General features: G+C 57.6%; 17 protein-coding genes. 9 read left to right on the top strand and 8 right to left on the bottom strand.

Going from position 1 to position 16384, the window contains the following annotated elements; all coding sequences use genetic code 11:
- From BLX41_RS02165 to BLX41_RS33305, 5 genes are all read left to right on the top strand, one after another.
- Positions 1–1371, top strand: a 1371-nt coding sequence (locus BLX41_RS02165) for a UbiA family prenyltransferase (RefSeq protein WP_259744332.1), incomplete at its 5' end; no start/stop codon positions are given.
- A complete protein-coding gene (locus BLX41_RS02160; RefSeq protein ID WP_123723586.1) occupies positions 1368–2681 on the top strand; it encodes an FAD-binding oxidoreductase in 1314 nt (437 codons plus the stop codon). The genes BLX41_RS02165 and BLX41_RS02160, both read left to right, overlap by 4 nt.
- A complete protein-coding gene (locus BLX41_RS02155; RefSeq protein ID WP_123723585.1) occupies positions 2678–3418 on the top strand; it encodes an SDR family oxidoreductase in 741 nt (246 codons plus the stop codon). Before BLX41_RS02160 ends, BLX41_RS02155 begins: the two co-directional genes overlap by 4 nt.
- Positions 3415–4377 carry a lysylphosphatidylglycerol synthase transmembrane domain-containing protein gene (locus tag BLX41_RS02150; RefSeq protein WP_123723584.1) on the top strand — a complete coding sequence of 321 codons (963 nt, stop codon included), beginning with the start codon at positions 3415–3417 and terminating at the stop codon, positions 4375–4377. Before BLX41_RS02155 ends, BLX41_RS02150 begins: the two co-directional genes overlap by 4 nt.
- Positions 4378–4514: 137 nt before the next feature.
- Positions 4515–5756, top strand: coding sequence for a hypothetical protein (locus tag BLX41_RS33305; protein ID WP_148059675.1), 1242 nt, complete (start codon positions 4515–4517; stop codon positions 5754–5756).
- 675 nt (positions 5757–6431) lie between these two features.
- On the opposite strand, the gene BLX41_RS02145 is transcribed toward BLX41_RS33305, so the two are convergent.
- Positions 6432–7751: an Nramp family divalent metal transporter gene (locus BLX41_RS02145; RefSeq protein ID WP_123723583.1), complete on the bottom strand. Its 1320-nt coding sequence runs from the start codon at positions 7749–7751 to the stop codon at positions 6432–6434.
- A 157-nt stretch (positions 7752–7908) separates the two neighbouring features.
- Between BLX41_RS02145 and BLX41_RS02140 the strand changes: the two genes are divergently transcribed.
- Positions 7909–8370, top strand: a complete 462-nt coding sequence (locus BLX41_RS02140) for a thiol-disulfide oxidoreductase DCC family protein (RefSeq protein WP_123723582.1) — start codon at positions 7909–7911, stop codon at positions 8368–8370.
- Between the two features lie 19 nt (positions 8371–8389).
- Here the strand turns inward: BLX41_RS02140 and BLX41_RS02135 are convergent, their stop codons facing one another.
- Genes BLX41_RS02135 through folE form a run of 3 tightly spaced genes read right to left on the bottom strand, consistent with a single transcriptional unit; the run spans position 8390 to position 10033 of the window.
- Positions 8390–8917: a DUF3833 domain-containing protein gene (locus tag BLX41_RS02135; protein ID WP_123723581.1), complete on the bottom strand. Its 528-nt coding sequence runs from the start codon at positions 8915–8917 to the stop codon at positions 8390–8392.
- Between the two features lie 24 nt (positions 8918–8941).
- A complete protein-coding gene (locus BLX41_RS02130; protein ID WP_123723580.1) occupies positions 8942–9472 on the bottom strand; it encodes a chalcone isomerase family protein in 531 nt (176 codons plus the stop codon).
- On the bottom strand, positions 9473–10033 hold the full coding sequence (gene folE / locus BLX41_RS02125) for a GTP cyclohydrolase I FolE (protein WP_123723579.1): 561 nt from the start codon (positions 10031–10033) through the stop codon (positions 9473–9475). It lies immediately after the preceding gene.
- Between the two features lie 420 nt (positions 10034–10453).
- Here folE and BLX41_RS02120 point away from each other — a divergent pair, with 420 nt between their 5' ends.
- A complete protein-coding gene (locus BLX41_RS02120; protein WP_123723578.1) occupies positions 10454–11218 on the top strand; it encodes a hypothetical protein in 765 nt (254 codons plus the stop codon).
- A 190-nt stretch (positions 11219–11408) separates the two neighbouring features.
- A complete protein-coding gene (locus tag BLX41_RS02115; protein ID WP_123723577.1) occupies positions 11409–11987 on the top strand; it encodes a DcrB/PsbP domain-containing protein in 579 nt (192 codons plus the stop codon).
- Positions 11988–12000: 13 nt separating this feature from the next.
- Here BLX41_RS02115 and BLX41_RS02110 read toward each other — a convergent pair whose 3' ends face one another.
- Entirely contained in the window at positions 12001–12717 is a 717-nt protein-coding gene (locus tag BLX41_RS02110) for an alpha/beta hydrolase (protein ID WP_123723576.1), read from the bottom strand.
- 124 nt (positions 12718–12841) lie between these two features.
- Between BLX41_RS02110 and BLX41_RS02105 the strand changes: the two genes are divergently transcribed.
- On the top strand, positions 12842–13657 hold the full coding sequence (locus BLX41_RS02105; protein WP_148059674.1) for a hypothetical protein: 816 nt from the start codon (positions 12842–12844) through the stop codon (positions 13655–13657).
- Between the two features lie 9 nt (positions 13658–13666).
- On the opposite strand, the gene BLX41_RS02100 is transcribed toward BLX41_RS02105, so the two are convergent.
- From BLX41_RS02100 to BLX41_RS02090, 3 genes are all read right to left on the bottom strand, one after another.
- Positions 13667–14047: a hypothetical protein gene (locus BLX41_RS02100; RefSeq protein ID WP_185073339.1), complete on the bottom strand. Its 381-nt coding sequence runs from the start codon at positions 14045–14047 to the stop codon at positions 13667–13669.
- Positions 14048–14167: 120 nt separating this feature from the next.
- On the bottom strand, positions 14168–15280 hold the full coding sequence (locus BLX41_RS02095) for a succinylglutamate desuccinylase/aspartoacylase family protein (protein ID WP_123723574.1): 1113 nt from the start codon (positions 15278–15280) through the stop codon (positions 14168–14170).
- A gap of 114 nt (positions 15281–15394) precedes the next feature.
- Complete coding sequence (locus BLX41_RS02090) at positions 15395–16174, bottom strand: ABC transporter substrate-binding protein (protein ID WP_123723573.1); 780 nt, start codon at positions 16172–16174, stop codon at positions 15395–15397.
- Between the last annotated feature and the right edge of the window lie 210 nt (positions 16175–16384).

Here is a 16384-nt window from a genome sequence, read left to right as displayed (position 1 = left end):
CTCCTTTTTGAAACAGGCATGACCTTCTTACGCAACCAACCTTTGAGTCTGTTCAAGCCGTTAATCTGGCTAACCAGAGGAAAAGCGGCTCTCAAGGAGGGGCTTGCCCTTGCGAATAATATCGATGTCAGCGTCCTCCCCTATGATCCGCAGGTCATTGAACTGATCAAAACCGAGCGCAGCCTAGGGCGTCGCATAGTCCTCGCGACAGCCAGCCACTACTCACTGGCCAAACAGATCGCAGAGCATCTGAACCTGTTTGATCAGGTCCTAGCCACGACCTCAAGTCAAAACCTCTCAGGCAAGCAAAAACGCGACTTACTGATCCAGCATTATGGCGACCAGGGGTTTGACTATGCAGGAAACTCCCACGACGATATTCCTGTATGGGAAGCGGCAAGATATGCCTATGTAGTCAACCCAGACAAAGGCGTTGAACATCGAGCTGCTGCACATGGCAACGTGCAACAAGTTATCCGTTCAAAATCCTCTTCGCTGAAGGACTGGACGAAAGCACTAAGGCTGCATCAATGGATGAAAAACGTACTGATTTTCGCCCCACTGCTGGCCGCCCATCAACTCACCAACCTGACATTGCTATGGCAAGGAGTTCTGGCTTTTGTTCTATTCGGTCTATGCGCCTCAAGCGTGTATTTACTCAATGACCTGCTCGACCTGACAGACGACCGTCATCACCACAGCAAACGCCACCGTCCGTTTGCATCAGGGCGCTTAACAATTAGCTCCGGCCTTAAGGTCTTTCCTCTTTTAATAATCAGTGCCTTCAGTGGTGCACTACTGTTGTTACCCTGGCAATTTGCCGCCGTCATGGCGACCTATTACTTACTGACCTTGGGCTACTCACTCTCCCTGAAGCGTTATATGGCAATCGATGTGATAGCCCTGGCGCTGCTTTATACCATCAGGATCATCGCTGGAGCCGCAGCAATGGAACTCATAATGACGTTCTGGATGCTGGCTTTTTCGATGTTTATCTTCCTCAGCTTAGCGCTGGTCAAACGATACGCCGAACTCTGGGACGCACGTCGTAAAGGTCGTACCGAAAAAACCAGGGGACGAGGTTACTACCCAGCAGACCTGGAAATGATCTCATCCCTGGGGGCATCCTCTGGATACATGGCGGTCATGGTTCTGGCGCTTTACATCCACGAACAAGCCACTATCGGCCTGTACTCCTACCCTCAGATTATCTGGCTGGCCTGCCCGTTATTATTGTTTTGGACTACCCGGATATGGATGCTGACGCATCGGGGCGAGATGCATGATGATCCGGTAGTTTTTGCCATTAAAGATAAAGTCAGCATATTAGTAGGCATCTTGTTCGGCCTGGTGTTCTGGGTGGCTGCATGAGCACTTCGTTACATAGCTGGGGAAACTACCCTCACGAGCCTCAGACAGCATATAACTGTAACTGGCGTGATGACATAGCCTGCCAGTTGAGTCATATCACCAAGATTCATTCCGATACTCTCGCTTACGGCAACGGCCGAAGCTACGGTGACAGTTGCCTGGCGAACAGCAACCAAGTACTGGATATGCGAGGCCTCAACCGCTTTATTCAGGCTGACTGGCAAAACGGTAGGTTACTAGCAGAGGCCGGCGTAACGCTGGCCGACATTCTCGCCGTTGCCGTCCCCAAGGGATGGTTCTTGGCAGTCACTCCCGGAACTCAGTTCGTCACTCTGGGCGGCGCAGTAGCCAATGACGTTCATGGTAAAAATCATCATCTGCGCGGCACCTTCGGCAAACATGTACGGCGCTTCGGATTGGTGCGGCACGAACAGGGCACACTGATATGCTCCCCAACTGAAAACCCACAGTTGTATACAGCAACAATTGGCGGTCTTGGTCTCACAGGGATCATTAGTTGGGTGGAGATTCAACTGATACCGATCCGAGCCAGTCAGATCGATACTGTTACCGTTCGCTTCGACAATCTGGCGGAGTTCTTTACCTTATCCGCCGAGCTCGATCACCAACATGAATACAGCGTGGCCTGGATAGATTGCCTGGCAAAAGGCCCTAACACTGGACGAGGGGTATTTGTCGTTGGCGACCATGCGCCCTACGGCTCCTTGGAAATTGAGCAGCGTTCGAAGCTCAGCGTCCCAATTACTCTACCTTTCTCAATGATCAATAATGCCTCACTGCATGCATTCAATGAGGCATATTGGAGATTGCACCCTAATCGCCGAACAATCGGTCGAGCTAGCTATGAGCCGTTCTTTTACCCACTGGATCGCATCCTGCACTGGAACCGTATCTATGGCAGTAAAGGCTTCCAGCAATACCAGTGTGTAATTCCAGATGACGCAGCAGCACCCACGATGCATCTTTTACTGAAGACGATTGCCGATACTGGGCAGGGCTCATTCCTTGCAGTCCTCAAACGTTGCGGCGACATCAGTTCGCCCGGACTCCTGTCATTCCCATTACCAGGTACCTCCTTGGCCTTGGACTTTCCACAGGCCAACAAGCTCAACGCACTTTTTCAGCGCCTTGACAGCATCGTTCATGACGCTGGCGGCAGATTGTACCCGGCCAAGGATGCGCATATGAGTGGTGAGCACTTTCGTCGGGCTTACCCTGCATGGGAAGAGCTGGAAAAATTACGCGACCCCACCCTGATGTCCCGCTTTTGGAAAAGAGTCACAACATGAAACGAGTACTGATAATCGGCGCCACTTCAGCAATTGCTACAGCCTGCGCCCGCTTGTGGGCCGAGCAAGGAAATGAATTATTCCTGGTCGCGCGCAACGAAGAAAAACTGCAGCATACTGCAGCGGATCTAAGCGTTCGAGGAGCAAAGGCCGTTCACCAGCATTACATGGATGTCAATCATCTGGATGAGCATCCAGCAATGCTCGAGAGTTGCTTGGCCGCAATGCAGCAAATCGACATTATCCTCATCGCACACGGCACCTTACCTGATCAAAAAGCCTGTGAACGGGATACTAAAGTCGCCCTGCAAGAGTTTGCTACGAATGGTACTTCGGTTATCGCCCTGCTCAGTCTTCTGGCCAACCACCTGGAAACTCAGCGGTGCGGTAGCCTGGCGGTCATTTCGTCTGTCGCAGGTGACCGTGGACGCCCCTCCAACTATCTTTACGGTACCGCGAAGGCCGCTGTATCCACCTTCTGCGAAGGCCTGAGGGCACGCCTGTTCAAAGCTGGCGTATATGTAACCACCATTAAGCCGGGGTTTGTAGATACTCCAATGACTCAGGGACTTGCTCTCCCACGCCCGATGGTGGCAACTCCAGAACAGGTTGCTATACGGATCGTCAAGGGAATCAATAGCAAAGCTGCGGTCCTTTATGCGCCCGGATTCTGGGCATTGATCATGTTGATCATTCGTAGTATTCCGCAGCCTATTTTCAAGAGACTCAATTTGTGAGTGAGGCCAACTATCTATCTGGCTGGAAGTATCGGGCCGTCATCTTCTCGGTCGTACTGTCAGCTTTGGGATATCTACTCTTCTCCCTGTGGGGGGGCTGGCAGGCCGTCAACGCGGCAATCAAAGAGGTAGGGGCTATCGGCATTGCCATAGCCCTGTTGATGTCATCGTTAAACTACGCATTACGCTTTTTGCGCTGGCAAGGCTATCTGAAAGCTCTGGGATACCCCATCGCCTGGCAACCGAGTCTCAGAATCTATCTTTCCGGCTTTGCCTTAACTACCACCCCAGGCAAAGCTGGAGAGGCGCTGCGTGGAGTACTCCTAAAACCTTGGGGCGTCCCCTACTCCAAGAGCTTTGCGGCTTTTTTCAGTGAGCGATTGTCAGACCTGATTGCGGTGGTATTGCTGACACTATTCGGCTTAACTCAGTACCCCGCAGCCCAATCGATGGTTCTCCTTGCCACCCTATTGGCTCTTATCGGTCTCCTGGCATTTTCTCAACGTCGGGTAATCGAAGGATCGCTCAAACTGGTTGATAAACGAAATCACAAACTATTCAACTTGGTAAGACACCTTCTTCAGATTTTGTTAGACGCCCAAGCCTGCCACCGCTTACACCTACTACTTAGCGCAACGTTGTTAAGTATTATTGCTTGGAGCTCAGAAGCACTCGCGTTCTATTGGATTCTTTCTTGGATGGGAGCCGAGATCACTCCCACATTCGCTGTATTCGTATACGCTCTGGCAATGCTAGCAGGTGCCTTAAGTTTCATGCCGGGAGGCTTAGGCGGTGCCGAAGCAGTGATGGTTAGCCTGCTGGTGTGGAAAGGTATGCCCACCCCTGATGCTATCGCAGCAACAGTACTGATAAGACTCGCCACACTGTGGTTCGCAGTGGGAATTGGAGCTATCAGTCTGTGGTATAGCAACATTCGTAGCGTGAGCGACACACACTAAATAACGGCAATTACAAAAAACGATCTACAGTTTTTACACAAACATCTAAAAACCAATTACATAAATAACATACCCATTCAAAAAGATTTTAAATATTCAGCCCACTATTCTCAAGAGCTAAAATCCAGGACACCCCTATGATTCAATACAATCATGAAACTCATCCACCCTCAAAAAAAGTGATGCTGCTGCTATTCATCTTCTTATCAACCCTAATATTCTTCAGATCGCACACTGTAATTAGCGACTGGAACTCCACGCAGTGGCTTTTCAATTACTCTGAAAGCTTTGTCAAAAGAGGGCTACTAGGTGAAGCGCTAAGACTACTTGTAGACCATATCGACCGCAACAATATCGCCATAACCTCGTACATCATACTTAGCAGTACACTTGCCCTCCTCACAATCTTATTCTACGCACCTGTCACGAAAAGTGGAAAAGCCGGCATCTGGATTTTTTTCTTTATTGCACTCACCCACCCAGCAACCCTCCAACATTTCATTTACGACCCAGGCAGATATGATACCTTCTGCTTAGCTCTCGCCTTAACCTCAATGCTTTTTATAACAAGATTCCGTGGCCCACTGACTGCATTGATTGTACTTATTTCGATGAGTACTTCAATACTCGCACATGAAGCTTCTTTTTTTATGTATGTACCATTGGTTATTGCTTACTGGATATATATTGAGCCAGAGCCCAACAAACTACCAATTAAACTCCTGACACTCATAGCTCTACTGGCAGTCACCTACATAGTTTCCACACAAGGGTTACTTAGCCATGCAAACCTAGAAAGAGACCTACTACTCTCTAGGGAAAAATACGGAAACTGGGTTGTCAGTGACTCGCTAGATGTTATATACAAAGGAGGAATTATCCAAAATATAAACAGAACAGCACATGCTGGAGCATCAATCAGATACATTCTTCACAGCTTAATCGCATTTACATTCATTTTATTACCAATGGCTTTCCTAACAAGAAAATTCATTAAGTCGAATAACAAACCCAAGCTTAGCAAACCAATGTTTCTGGTTATGCTTGCATCGCTGTCTCCGCTAGCACTTTATCCACTAGGAAGCGATCACTTTAGATGGTGGTCGTTAGCCATCACCAATATCTTTATTACTATTTCTATTTTTTTGCATAGGGATTCCTCACTGAGAGATTCTGTCTGTATCTTTTTGTACAGTAACAAAAAGACATGTATTTTTCTTATAGCCAGCTCGATAGTCCTAGGCCCCCTCGGAATAACCAACAGCCTGGACCCCTGCCTAGCCTTATCCAAAGCAGCACAAGTCTTAAGCTATTTCGACTTTGACTGGCTGGCAAATAACATATCCTTTTGCGCTCGAAACACTGTTCTTCCGGATTGACTAAGAAATAAAAACATCCATTAACAAACAGTCCAACACGACAATCGCTAAGATGTCGCCATGCTACCATTCCGTAGCTCCAGATTAATCGCCCCAGACATTCAAGTTTATAAACATAAAATCTCATGCTAGCTCCCGACCTTTCCGGAGCTAGCAAGACAAACACTCAACCGCTACTGAATTTTATGCGTGACCGCGATATCGCAGCGAACACGCCCCCTACAACTTGATCTATGAATAATAGCTTCAACCATGAATATGGCTCGCGCATCATAAAAAATACAACTTCCCTACTCCCCTCACCGAAGAACTCACAAGAAAATACAGCCTAAACTCCGAAGCAGAAAACATGAAAAATCGGCAAACACGCGAAGTCATCTGAAATACAACACAGAATTTTTCCTTACCGCTCAGCAACGCCGAGCAGATCATACAAGTACATTTCAATAAGCACGAAGCCAGCCCTCATAAAGTCATTGCATAGATAGATTATCCTCCACCTTTTTAGCATCCACACTCCACTTATCACATTAGAACTTTCTCTCCTTATAGTTCCAAACGCTGCCAGATCGTTTGAGAAAAAAAGAGAGACAACTTAAAATAACTCCATCAGAAAATTACAACCTGCGCCGTTTGAAACATCCTCTCAATCCCAAGGCGAAGGGGCATACGCGTTCAAATGATCAACGCCAGCAAAAGCCAGGTGTTGGCTGCGCTGATCACGGCGAACAGGCTCCAGGCCAGCCATCGCGTCGGCCAGCGGTTGACGAATTCGCCCATCAGGCGCCGGTCGTTGGTCATGCGGATCAGCGGGTACAGGGCAAACGGCAGTTGCAGGCTCAGCACCACCTGGCTCAACACCAGCAGTTGGCCCACGGCGCCATCCCCCAGCAGCCAGACGCCAATGAACGCCGGAATCAGCGCCAGCCCCCGGGTGATCAGGCGTCGCTGCCAGCAGGGAATCCGCAGGTTCAGGTAACCCTCCATGATCACCTGCCCGGCAATGGTCCCGGTAAAGGTCGAGCTCTGCCCCGAGGCCAGCAGCGCCACGCCGAACAGCACGCTGGCCAGGGCTCCGCCCACCAGCGGGTCCAGCAGGTGGTAGGCATCCTGGATCTCCACCACGTCGCTGTGGCCGGTGTTGTGGAAGGCCGCGGCGGCGAGGATCAGGATCGCCGCGTTCACCAGCAGCGCCAGGGCCAGGGAGCCGATGGTATCGATCCGCGCCAGCTTGATGGCATCGGCGCGGCTGGCCCGGTCCTGGCCGATCAAGCGGGTCTGCACCACCGAAGTGTGCAGGTACAGGTTGTGGGGCATCACCGTGGCGCCAAGGATGCCGATGGCCAGGTACAGCGGCGCGGCGTCGCTGATGGCCGAAAGCGAGGGGGTAAAGCCCCGGGCCACGTCCGGCCAGTAGGGTTTGATCAGCAGCAGTTCAATGAAGAAACACACGCCGATGGTCGCCACCAGCGCCAGCATGATCGCCTCCAGCCGGCGAAAGCCGCGGTTCTGCAAAGCCAGGACCAACAGCGTATCGAAGGCGGTGATGACAATCCCGGTGCTCAGGGACACCCCCAGCAACAGGTGGAACGCCAGGGCACACCCCAGCACTTCCGCCAGGTCGGTGGCGATGATCGACACCTCTGCCGCCAGCCACTGGGCCCGGGCCGAACGGGGGCTGTAGCGCTCCCGACAGAGCTGCGCCAGATCGCGCCCGGTGGCGATGCCCAGGCGTGAGCACAGGCATTGCACCGCCATGCCGGCCAGGCTCGCCAGCAACACCACGAACAGCAGGTTGTAGCCATAGCGCGACCCCGCCTCGATGGCCGTGGCCCAGTTGCCCGGGTCCATGTAACCGATGGAAATCAGCAACCCGGGACCGGCAAAACGCAGCAGGCGCTTGAACAGCGAAGCGCCGGGATCGACGGACACGGAGCCCGCCACTTCCGGCGGACAAAAAGGGGCGGTGGCTATGTTCGGTAGGCTGAATTTCACGGGGATTTCCACGACGAATTGACGCAAGGGCCCAGCTTAGAGGTTTCAGCGCAGGCACCCAAGCCTGAATCTTCACCCGGAAGGCGAGTATGCTGCAGCCACTCCACACCCTTGCGACGCCTGCTGCAGGCGTCGATTTCCCGCCCAAGGTGGCCCCGTGAACAGCGCTGCGACAGCTCCAGAACCCGACACCCAGCCCCCCTTCCTGCAACCCGGCGACCGGGTGCTGCTGTTCGATGGTGTGTGCAAGCTGTGCAATGCCTCGGTGCGTTTCGTTATCCGCCACGACAGCCAGCGGCGAATCAAACTGGCGTCGATGCAATCGCCCCAGGGCCAGGCGCTGCTGAAATGGTTCGGCCAGCCCACCGAGCAGTTCGACACAGTGCTACTGATCGAGGACCGGGGTCTGTCCCAACGCTCCGAGGCCTTTATCCGCCTGATGGCGCAACTGCCCACCCCCTGGCGCTGGCTGCGCCTGCTGCGCTGGATTCCCCGGCCACTGCGGGACTGGGGCTACGACCGTATCGCCGGCAACCGCTACCGCTGGTTCGGTCGGCACGACGTCTGCCTGCTGCCCAGCCCCGACCATCGCGGGCGCTTTCTCGACGACCCGTCCTGACACTCGGAGCTATCCCCCATCAGCCGGGCTGACGGCGGAAGAACAGGGTCACCTGCCCCAGCTCGAAACCGAACTGGGTCATGTAGGAACGATTGGCCAGGGTGTTTTCGTCCAACAGGTACATCCAGTCATCGAAGTGCACCTGATAGGTGGTGCCGTCCACCGGCAGGTTGAGCACGTAGCGCCAGCGCAGGGCATTGCCGGAGACTTCGCCAAGGGCCTCGCCGACCACATCGTCGGCGGTCCCGCGCCACAGGCCGGGGCCCGTCGGGACCAGGGTCCAGACCCGGGTCTGGCGGGTGCCATCGCTGTAGGTAAATTCCTCGTGCATGATGAACTTCTCGCCTTCGCTGCGGCTGTCGATCTGCACATGGAAGCGCTTGATCACCTCGCCTGAGCGCTTCTGGAACAGGCCCCAGGCCTCCACCCGGCCACTGAAGAACTGCCGCAGTTCCAGTTCGGGCTTCTGGTCACGGTACTGCTTGACGTCGGTGTCGCTGCAAGCGACCAGGCCGAGGCACAGCACCAGCAAGTATTGCTTGAGCATGGAACATCTCCTGTGCTGCGCCCGCTATCGGCCCAGCAGTTGTGCGCGCAACTGCGGATTGCGGGTGCGCGGGTCGAGCCAGATGGCGAAGAACGCTCGGGCGAAGGCCTCGTCGTCGACCCTGTGCTGCAAGCGCTGGTCGACAAAGAACTGTACCCCGCGACCGGGCAGGAACACCCCGGTGATGCGCTGGCCCGGTTCGACATCGACAAAGGCGCGCTGCATCTGCGCCTGCCAATCCTTGAGTTGCGCCGCACTCACCGCCGTGCCGGACAAGCGCTGGATCTCATCCAGGCTGGCCTGCACCAGCTCGTCACGGCGGATCGTGCGCCGGTAGGTCAACTCCAGGGCAAAGGGGCTGTCGGCCGCCAATGGCAACGCCGTACCCCAGAGCCGCGCGCTGTAGACCTTGAAGCCGAACCAGCTGAACTCACCGCTGCCCAGCAGCCGGGCATTGGGCAACGACGCTTGCCAGCCGGCACTGGCCGTAGCGCCGAACAGCATCAGCAGCAGCCACAACCACCGGGCCGCGCTCACTCGCCGGATGCGCTTCATTCAAGGCTGCCTGCGCAACAGTTGGAGAAACTCCTGGCGGGTGCTGCTGGATTCGCGAAAGGCCCCCAGCATCACCGAGGTGTTCATCAATGAATTCTGCTTCTCGACCCCGCGCATCATCATGCACATGTGCCGCGCTTCGATGACCACCGCCACCCCGGCGGCCCCGGTCACTTCCTGGATCGCCTCGGCGATCTGCCGGGTCAGGTTTTCCTGGATCTGCAGGCGTCGCGCATACATGTCGACAATCCGCGCCACCTTGGACAGGCCCAGCACCTTGCCGGTGGGGATGTAAGCCACATGGGCCTGACCGATGAAGGGCAGCAAATGGTGCTCGCACAGGGAATACAACTCGATGTTCCGGACCATCACCATCTCGTCGCTGGTGGAGCTGAACAACGCACCGTTGACCAACGCTTCGAGGCTGGTTTCGTAACCATGGCACAGATAACGCAAGGCCTTTGACGCTCGCTGCGGGGTGTCTCGCAGACCCTCGCGGGACGGGTCTTCACCCAGCCCCTGGAGAATGCCGTGAAAATGTTCGGAGAGTGGATCGTACATGGCGCACAGATTCCGCAAGGTTGATGAAGCGGGCATTTCCTTGCACGCACCAGGGAAAAAAGGGTCCCGAGGTGGCCAACCACACAACTGACCCAGCCCCGATTCCACCAGGGCTTGACCTCGGGAACCCAAAAGCGCGGAAAGTGATTGCCACGCCCGCGAAAACCGGCCGGCAATCACTTCATCCCACACTGAAAAACCTATACGAGGATTTTATTTCTGTACAATTTTTATCGATAAAATCCAGAAAAAACCCATAAATACTTGTACAAAAAGTTCAAGACCGCTTCAGGAACAATATTTCGTACAAGAAAAACCCGCACCGCACCGCTCTCTCCAACGCTTCGCTGTTTGCCAGGTACGCGCCAAATGCCGGGTTGGATGCTAGCGTGGCGCACCGTTCATCCGCCGAGTCCCCCCATGCTGCTGTTGAAACTGCTGACAGTTCCCGGTTTTCTGCTGTTGATTTCCCTGGCGAGCAAGCGCTGGGGGCCGAATGTTGCCGGCTGGCTCGCGGGTTTTCCCGTGGTGGTGGGGCCGATCCTGCTGTTTCTGGCCCTGGAGCAGGGCACGGTGTTCGCCACCCACGCCGCAGTGGCTGCCCTCTCGGCATTGTTCGCCATGATCGCCTTCAGCGTTGCCTACACCCACGCCGCGCAGACCCTGGCCTGGCCCGGGGCCCTGAGCATCGCCACCCTGGTCTGGGTGCTGCTGGCCAGCGTGATCGCCCTGGTCCCGGCCTCCCTGGGGTTTTCCATTTTCTGTGCCGCCAGCGCCCTGCTGCTGGCACCCCGGGTGTTCCCCCGGGTCAGGACGGTGCCCGCCCTGCCCGGCACTCAGTCCGACAAGCTGGTCTACCGCATGCTCGCCGGGGCCCTGTTGACCCTGGCCGTCACCTTGCTGGCCAGCACCGTCGGCGAACGCTGGAGCGGCATGCTCGCGGTGTTCCCGGTATTGGGCAGCGTATTGGCGGTGTTCTCCCATCAGAGCCATGGTGTGGCCTTCACCACCGTGCTGCTGCGTGCCTTGAGCACCGGCCTGTACTCCTTCGCCGCGTTCTGCCTGGTGCTGGCCACGGCCCTGCCCTCGCTGGGGCTGTGGGCCTTCGTGCTGGGGGTGGCGGTATCAATGCTGGTGCTGGCCCTGAGCAAACGATTGTTGAGCACACCTCGAACAACCACGTAGGAGCCGGCTTGCCGGCGAAAGCCGTCTCGCGGACTTGCGCACCGGCAAGCGGAACGCCGCCCACCGCGCCGGCACAAGCCGCGCCGGCACGCATTCCCGGCCATTGGTCCGTCGAGAAAAATCCCTCTGGAGCAGGCCCTGACGGCCGTGGGATGATGCGCGCCTTTGATCCAATGCCTGGAGATTGTGCATGTCATCCTTCGCTAGAAAAGCCCTGGTCCTGGTGTTCGCCGCAGTGGCGGGCCTCGCTGCGCTGAACGCGGTTGCCGCCGGCCAGTCCTCGGCCAAACCGGCGCCGGGGGAGAAGGTCTCGATGCTCGACGGCAAGCTGGCCTTCACCCTGCCCAAGGGCTTCAGCGCCTCGGCCCTGCCGGCCGGCAGCGAGGCCGACGGCACCGCGGGCGCCAGCGGCACCCTGTACTCCAACGCCACCACCCGCACCGTGGTGATCGCCGCCCAGAACACCATTCCCAACGGTACTCGGGTCAAGGACAACGACGGGGCCTTTCTCGATGCCGCGGTCAGCGGTTTCCTGTCGCAACAGGCCGCAGCGCTGCCGGACTTCAGCAAGCAAAGTGAAAAGAGCATGACCCTCAAGGGGCTTGGCGTGCGCCAGATCGACAGTACCGCCACCCAGGGCGGTGGCCTGACCCTGAACTCGACCCTGATCGCCGGCTCCGGCACCCGCATGGCGGTGATCCAGGTGATTTCCCGAGGGGCGGACAAGGCCGGCCACGCGGCGTTGATGAAACAGATCCTGCCTCAGTAACCCGGCCCTCGGCTCAGGGGTTGAGCCCCTGCAGCCAACGGTTGAGGTCTTCAATCTCCACGTCGCCGATGCTGTGGCCCATGCCCGGGTAGGCGTGGAACTCGGGCTTCAGGGACTGCTCCTGCAGCAGGTCATTGGCCTCGACCCCGTCGCTGTAGGGCAAGCGCTGGTCAGCGGTGCCGTGGCCAATAAAGATTCCCAGGCGCTGCAAGGTCGGGTTGTTCTTCACCTGGGAAGCCAAAAGCGGCAGGATCTTCCCGCTCAAGGCGGCAATGCCCCGCACCGACTGCGGATGACGCAGGCCCACTTCATAGGCCATCACCGCACCCTGGCTGAACCCCACCAGCACCACCTTGTCCGGCTGGGTCTGGTACTTGGCCACCGCGCCGCGGACAAACTGGCCGATCAGTTCGGCGCTGCTGGAAAGCTCCTCGGTGACGCCGTCATAGGCGCCCTGCCCCTTGCGGTGGAACCACTGGTAGCTGCCCTCTTCCAGGGTCTGTGGCGCCCGGGCCGACAGGTAGGTGTAGCTGGCCGGCAAATGCTCGCGAATACCGAACAGGTCGGCTTCGTTGCTGCCGTAGCCATGCAGGAAGATCACCAACGGCTGGTTGCGGGTGTCGCTGGGAGCCTGCTCCAGGTACTTCAGCGGCAGGTCGTCATGCACGGCGCTGGCAGCCTGTACCCAAGGCGCGGCCAACAGCGCCAGAAGCGCCAGGTAGCGGATCATGTGTTGCTCCTTGAAGGGAAAAAAGGTCGCCAGAGCCTAGCATCGCAGGGCCTGGAGCATCACTGTCACAGTAGTAGCATAATGCCTTTATGCGACGTATCCTGCGCGGCAATTCAAGGAGGAAATGTCATTGAAACCGCGTCTTTTACTCCCCCTGCTGCTCAGCCTTGGCCTGTGGACGCCCGCGCAGGCGATGCCCAACGCCGAGAGCGAGGCCACCTTGCAGAAGGCCATGGACATAGCCAAAGACAATCAGCAACGGCTCGAGCAATTGCTGGAGCAAGAGCAGGAGCAGCAACTCCAGAAACCGGCTCTGGCTCAGGCGATGCAGCAAATCACGCGGAACGCGCAGGTCTACGAAAGTCAGTTGCACAAGGCCAGTGACGCCGGTCATGGAGTCGCCAGCTACCTGCTGGCGAACCTGGAAGAAAACCGCAAGACCTTGTCTGGCCACGACTACCAGGCACAACACAACAAGGCTTGCGCGCTGTACCAAAACGCTGCGGATCAGGGCTTGCTGGCGGCCGCAGTAATACTGTTGCGCGACTGCGAAACCGCGTACCAGCGTTTCGAGCTCAATGACCCTGAACTGCTGCGGCTGCGGGCACAACTGCTCAAGGCTCTGGGGCAAGCGGATTCTTATGCGAAGCACTACCCTTTGCCGGCCATCAACTCCTTCTGCTTCAAGCCTGCGCAGATGCCGGAGATCAAACAGGGGCAGCCGCTGGCCACGCTGAAGAGCCTCTACACCCCGGTGCCGCTGAACCTGGAGCAGTTTCGCGCCGACGGCTACTACTTGCTGGCGCTCAAGAGCAGTCCTGACGGCTCCGCGGCCCGGGACTATTTCTACAAGGCCCGGGCCCTGGCCGCGGACTGCCTGGACCCTATCAGCCTGGGAAGCATGCTCGACGCAGCGGAACAAAAAGCGCCCGGACTCTAGCGCCAGAGCTCACCCCCTGGCCGGCAACCCGCGCCAGGCCAGGGGCAAAAACGCGACCACCGCCAGCAAAAACCCCACCTGAGACAGGTAGAAGGTTTCCAGCCACTGGCTGTGGGCGGCCACATAGAAACTGTTATGCAGGACATCCAGCAGGATGATGGCCAGGGTCAGGATCAGTCCCCAGCGCGGACACACGAACAACAGCAGCGCCGCCAGAGGGTCGAACAGGGTCAGCGAGCCCCAGAAGGCGCGGCTGGCCAGGGGCGTTTCGGCACCGTAGCCATAATCCCAGAGCAGGCCGTGATCCAGGGCCGCGCGCAGGTGGTTGAAGGTCGCCGCCAGCAGGCACAGAGCAAACAGCAAGCGGATGAACAGCGACACTCGGGACATGGGCACATCTGGCGTAGGAGCCGGCTTGCCGGCGAAGGGGCGGTTGCAGATCGACGCCGGACGCGCCGAGGGCTTCGCTGGCAAGCCAGCCTCTACCCTCGACGGCGTCACCTTGGCGGGTCAGTCGTTGATCAGCTTGCCGGTGCGGATCGCTTCGCGTCCGGCCACCTTGGCCAGCCAGATTCCCGGCTGGGTATAGCGACCGCGATCCAGGGCAAAGAGCACGCCGCTGATGCCGGCACGCACGGTGCTGACGATGTCGTTCAAGGGGTCCACCACTTCGAACAGGGCATCGCCGCGCTCCACCCACTCGCCGGCGTCCCGCAGAAAACTGACCACCCCCGGGTGCGGGGCGAACAGGTATTGGGTGCCTTCGAAGGGCATGCCCTCACAGCATTCATCCGGCGCAGCGGGCCACTGGCCACTGATCAGGCCCTGCTCGGCCAGAAAGCCGAGGATGGCTTCACAGTTGGCCCGGGCCTGCTCGACCCGGGTGTCGCCCATGCTGCCCAGCTCCAGGGTGGCGGCCAGGTTGGCCGGGGGAATCGCCGCCCGGGGAAAGTCCCGGGCCAGGCGCAGCCACGGCGAGGAGCAGGATTCGTCGAAGGAACTGCCGCCGGAATCCTCGCAGAGCAGCGCCACCCCGGCCCTCAGGCGCGCCGCCAGGGGCTGCCACCGCGGCCAGTGCTGGGGCAAGGCGTAGAGATGGATCGCCGCCTCGAAATCGCAATGCAGGTCGAGGGTGATATCGGCGTCGCAGGCGTGGCGCAACAGCAGCCGGTGCAAGGCTTGCAGTTGCGAGTCCGGAGCCGGTAGTTCATCCAGCACCTGGAGCATGGTGCGGCGGATCAGGGCAACGTTGGCCGCCGCGTCACCCCCCAGTTGCTTGCCGATCAGGTCGCCCACCGGACCACTGAGTTCGACGAAGGCACGGTTGAAGTTCTTGCCACTGCCCAGTTCGAAACGCCCCAGATGACTGCCCTGAACCTGCTGGTCCAGGCCGATGGGGTTGGCCACCGGCACCAGCTCGATCACGCCCTGCAAACGCCCCTGGCGCTCCAGTTCCGCCAGGCGCTGCTTCAGCTCCCAGGCCGTGCGCATGCCCGGCAGTTCATCGGCGTGCAGGCTGGCCTGGATATACACCTTGCGGCCAGCGTTGCCGAAGCGAAACACGCTGAGCTGGCGCGCCGTGCCCAGGTGGCCCCAGGGCAAGGGATGGTCGATGCGTTGCATAGTGGCTCCGGGGATGAAAAAAGGCGTGGCGCAGAATAAGACAGCGGCGCACAAAAAAGGTGGCGACCGGATCACGGGCGCCACCTTTTTTAGCCAAACTTTGCAGCCTGCGGCTTACTCGCCGTAGACATCAAAGTCGAAGTACTTGTCCTGTACTTGCTTGTACTTGCCGTTGGCGCGGATCTCGGTGATGGCGGTGTTGAATTTCTCTGCCAGCTCCTTGTCGCCCTTGCGCACGGCAATGCCGGCACCGCCACCGAAGTATTTCGGGTCGTTGTACTCGGGACCGACAAAGGCGAAGCCCTTGCCGGCCTCGGTTTTCAGGAAACCGTCGTCGAGGTTGACCGAGTCCGCCAACAGCGCGTCAACGCGACCGGACACCATGTCCAGGTTGGCTTCCTGCTGGGAACCGTAGCGCACCAGGTCGATACCGGCCGGCACCAGCACTTCAGTGGCGAAACGGTCGTGGGTACTGGCGCGCAGCACACCGACTTTCTTGCCCTTGAGTTCGGTCAGCGGGTCCTTGATGGCGGTGCCGGTCTTCATCACGAAGCGCGCCGGGGTGTGGTAGTACTTGATGGTGAAATCGACGTTCTTCTTGCGATCGTCGGTGATGGTCATGGACGACAGGATGGCGTCGATCTTCTTCACTTTCAGCGCCGGGATCAGGCCGTCGAATTCCTGCTCGACCCAGGTGCACTTGACCTTCATCTGTTCACACAGGGCATCGCCCAGGTCCACGTCGAAACCGGTGAGCTTGCCGTCGGGAGTCTTCATCGAGAACGGTGGGTAGCCGGCTTCGATACCGATGCGGATCGGCTTGGCCTCGTCGGCCGAAGCGGTGAAGGAAAACAGCGACAGTGCCAGGGCACCAAACAGCACAAACTTGTTCATTTATAACTCCAGGAGGCGGAGACTTTTATTGGCTGGTTTCGATTATGGGCAAATCGAAGTGGCCAGCAGTCTAGAGCGGCTCCCGGGAAGCAAATTGTGTTTATGCGACAAATACTTATAAAAAATATGCAGCCGCGATCCAGCGCCTCCCGCCTCGCCCCGGCGTGGTGCGCTTGTCCCTGAAAAACCCGACGTTCGCCTCAGAACGGG

Source organism: Pseudomonas protegens (assembly GCF_003732485.1).
Lineage (GTDB): Bacteria > Pseudomonadota > Gammaproteobacteria > Pseudomonadales > Pseudomonadaceae > Aquipseudomonas > Aquipseudomonas protegens_B.
This window is presented reverse-complemented; position numbering and strand designations above follow the sequence as displayed.

Bases quoted from the DNA above. Each gene is read 5' to 3' on its own strand.
- BLX41_RS33305 (WP_148059675.1), top strand. From the start codon at position 4,515: ATGATTCAATACAATCATGAAACTCATCCACCCTCAAAAAAAGTGATG.
- folE (WP_123723579.1), bottom strand. From the start codon at position 10,033: ATGTACGATCCACTCTCCGAACATTTTCACGGCATTCTCCAGGGGCTG.
- BLX41_RS02115 (WP_123723577.1), top strand. From the start codon at position 11,409: ATGTCATCCTTCGCTAGAAAAGCCCTGGTCCTGGTGTTCGCCGCAGTG.
- BLX41_RS02110 (WP_123723576.1), bottom strand. From the start codon at position 12,717: ATGATCCGCTACCTGGCGCTTCTGGCGCTGTTGGCCGCGCCTTGGGTA.
- BLX41_RS02090 (WP_123723573.1), bottom strand. From the start codon at position 16,174: ATGAACAAGTTTGTGCTGTTTGGTGCCCTGGCACTGTCGCTGTTTTCC.
- BLX41_RS02135 (WP_123723581.1), bottom strand. From the start codon at position 8,917: ATGCTCAAGCAATACTTGCTGGTGCTGTGCCTCGGCCTGGTCGCTTGC.
- BLX41_RS02160 (WP_123723586.1), top strand. From the start codon at position 1,368: ATGAGCACTTCGTTACATAGCTGGGGAAACTACCCTCACGAGCCTCAG.
- BLX41_RS02120 (WP_123723578.1), top strand. From the start codon at position 10,454: ATGCTGCTGTTGAAACTGCTGACAGTTCCCGGTTTTCTGCTGTTGATT.
- BLX41_RS02155 (WP_123723585.1), top strand. From the start codon at position 2,678: ATGAAACGAGTACTGATAATCGGCGCCACTTCAGCAATTGCTACAGCC.
- BLX41_RS02100 (WP_185073339.1), bottom strand. From the start codon at position 14,047: ATGTCCCGAGTGTCGCTGTTCATCCGCTTGCTGTTTGCTCTGTGCCTG.
- BLX41_RS02105 (WP_148059674.1), top strand. From the start codon at position 12,842: ATGTCATTGAAACCGCGTCTTTTACTCCCCCTGCTGCTCAGCCTTGGC.
- BLX41_RS02130 (WP_123723580.1), bottom strand. From the start codon at position 9,472: ATGAAGCGCATCCGGCGAGTGAGCGCGGCCCGGTGGTTGTGGCTGCTG.
- BLX41_RS02095 (WP_123723574.1), bottom strand. From the start codon at position 15,280: ATGCAACGCATCGACCATCCCTTGCCCTGGGGCCACCTGGGCACGGCG.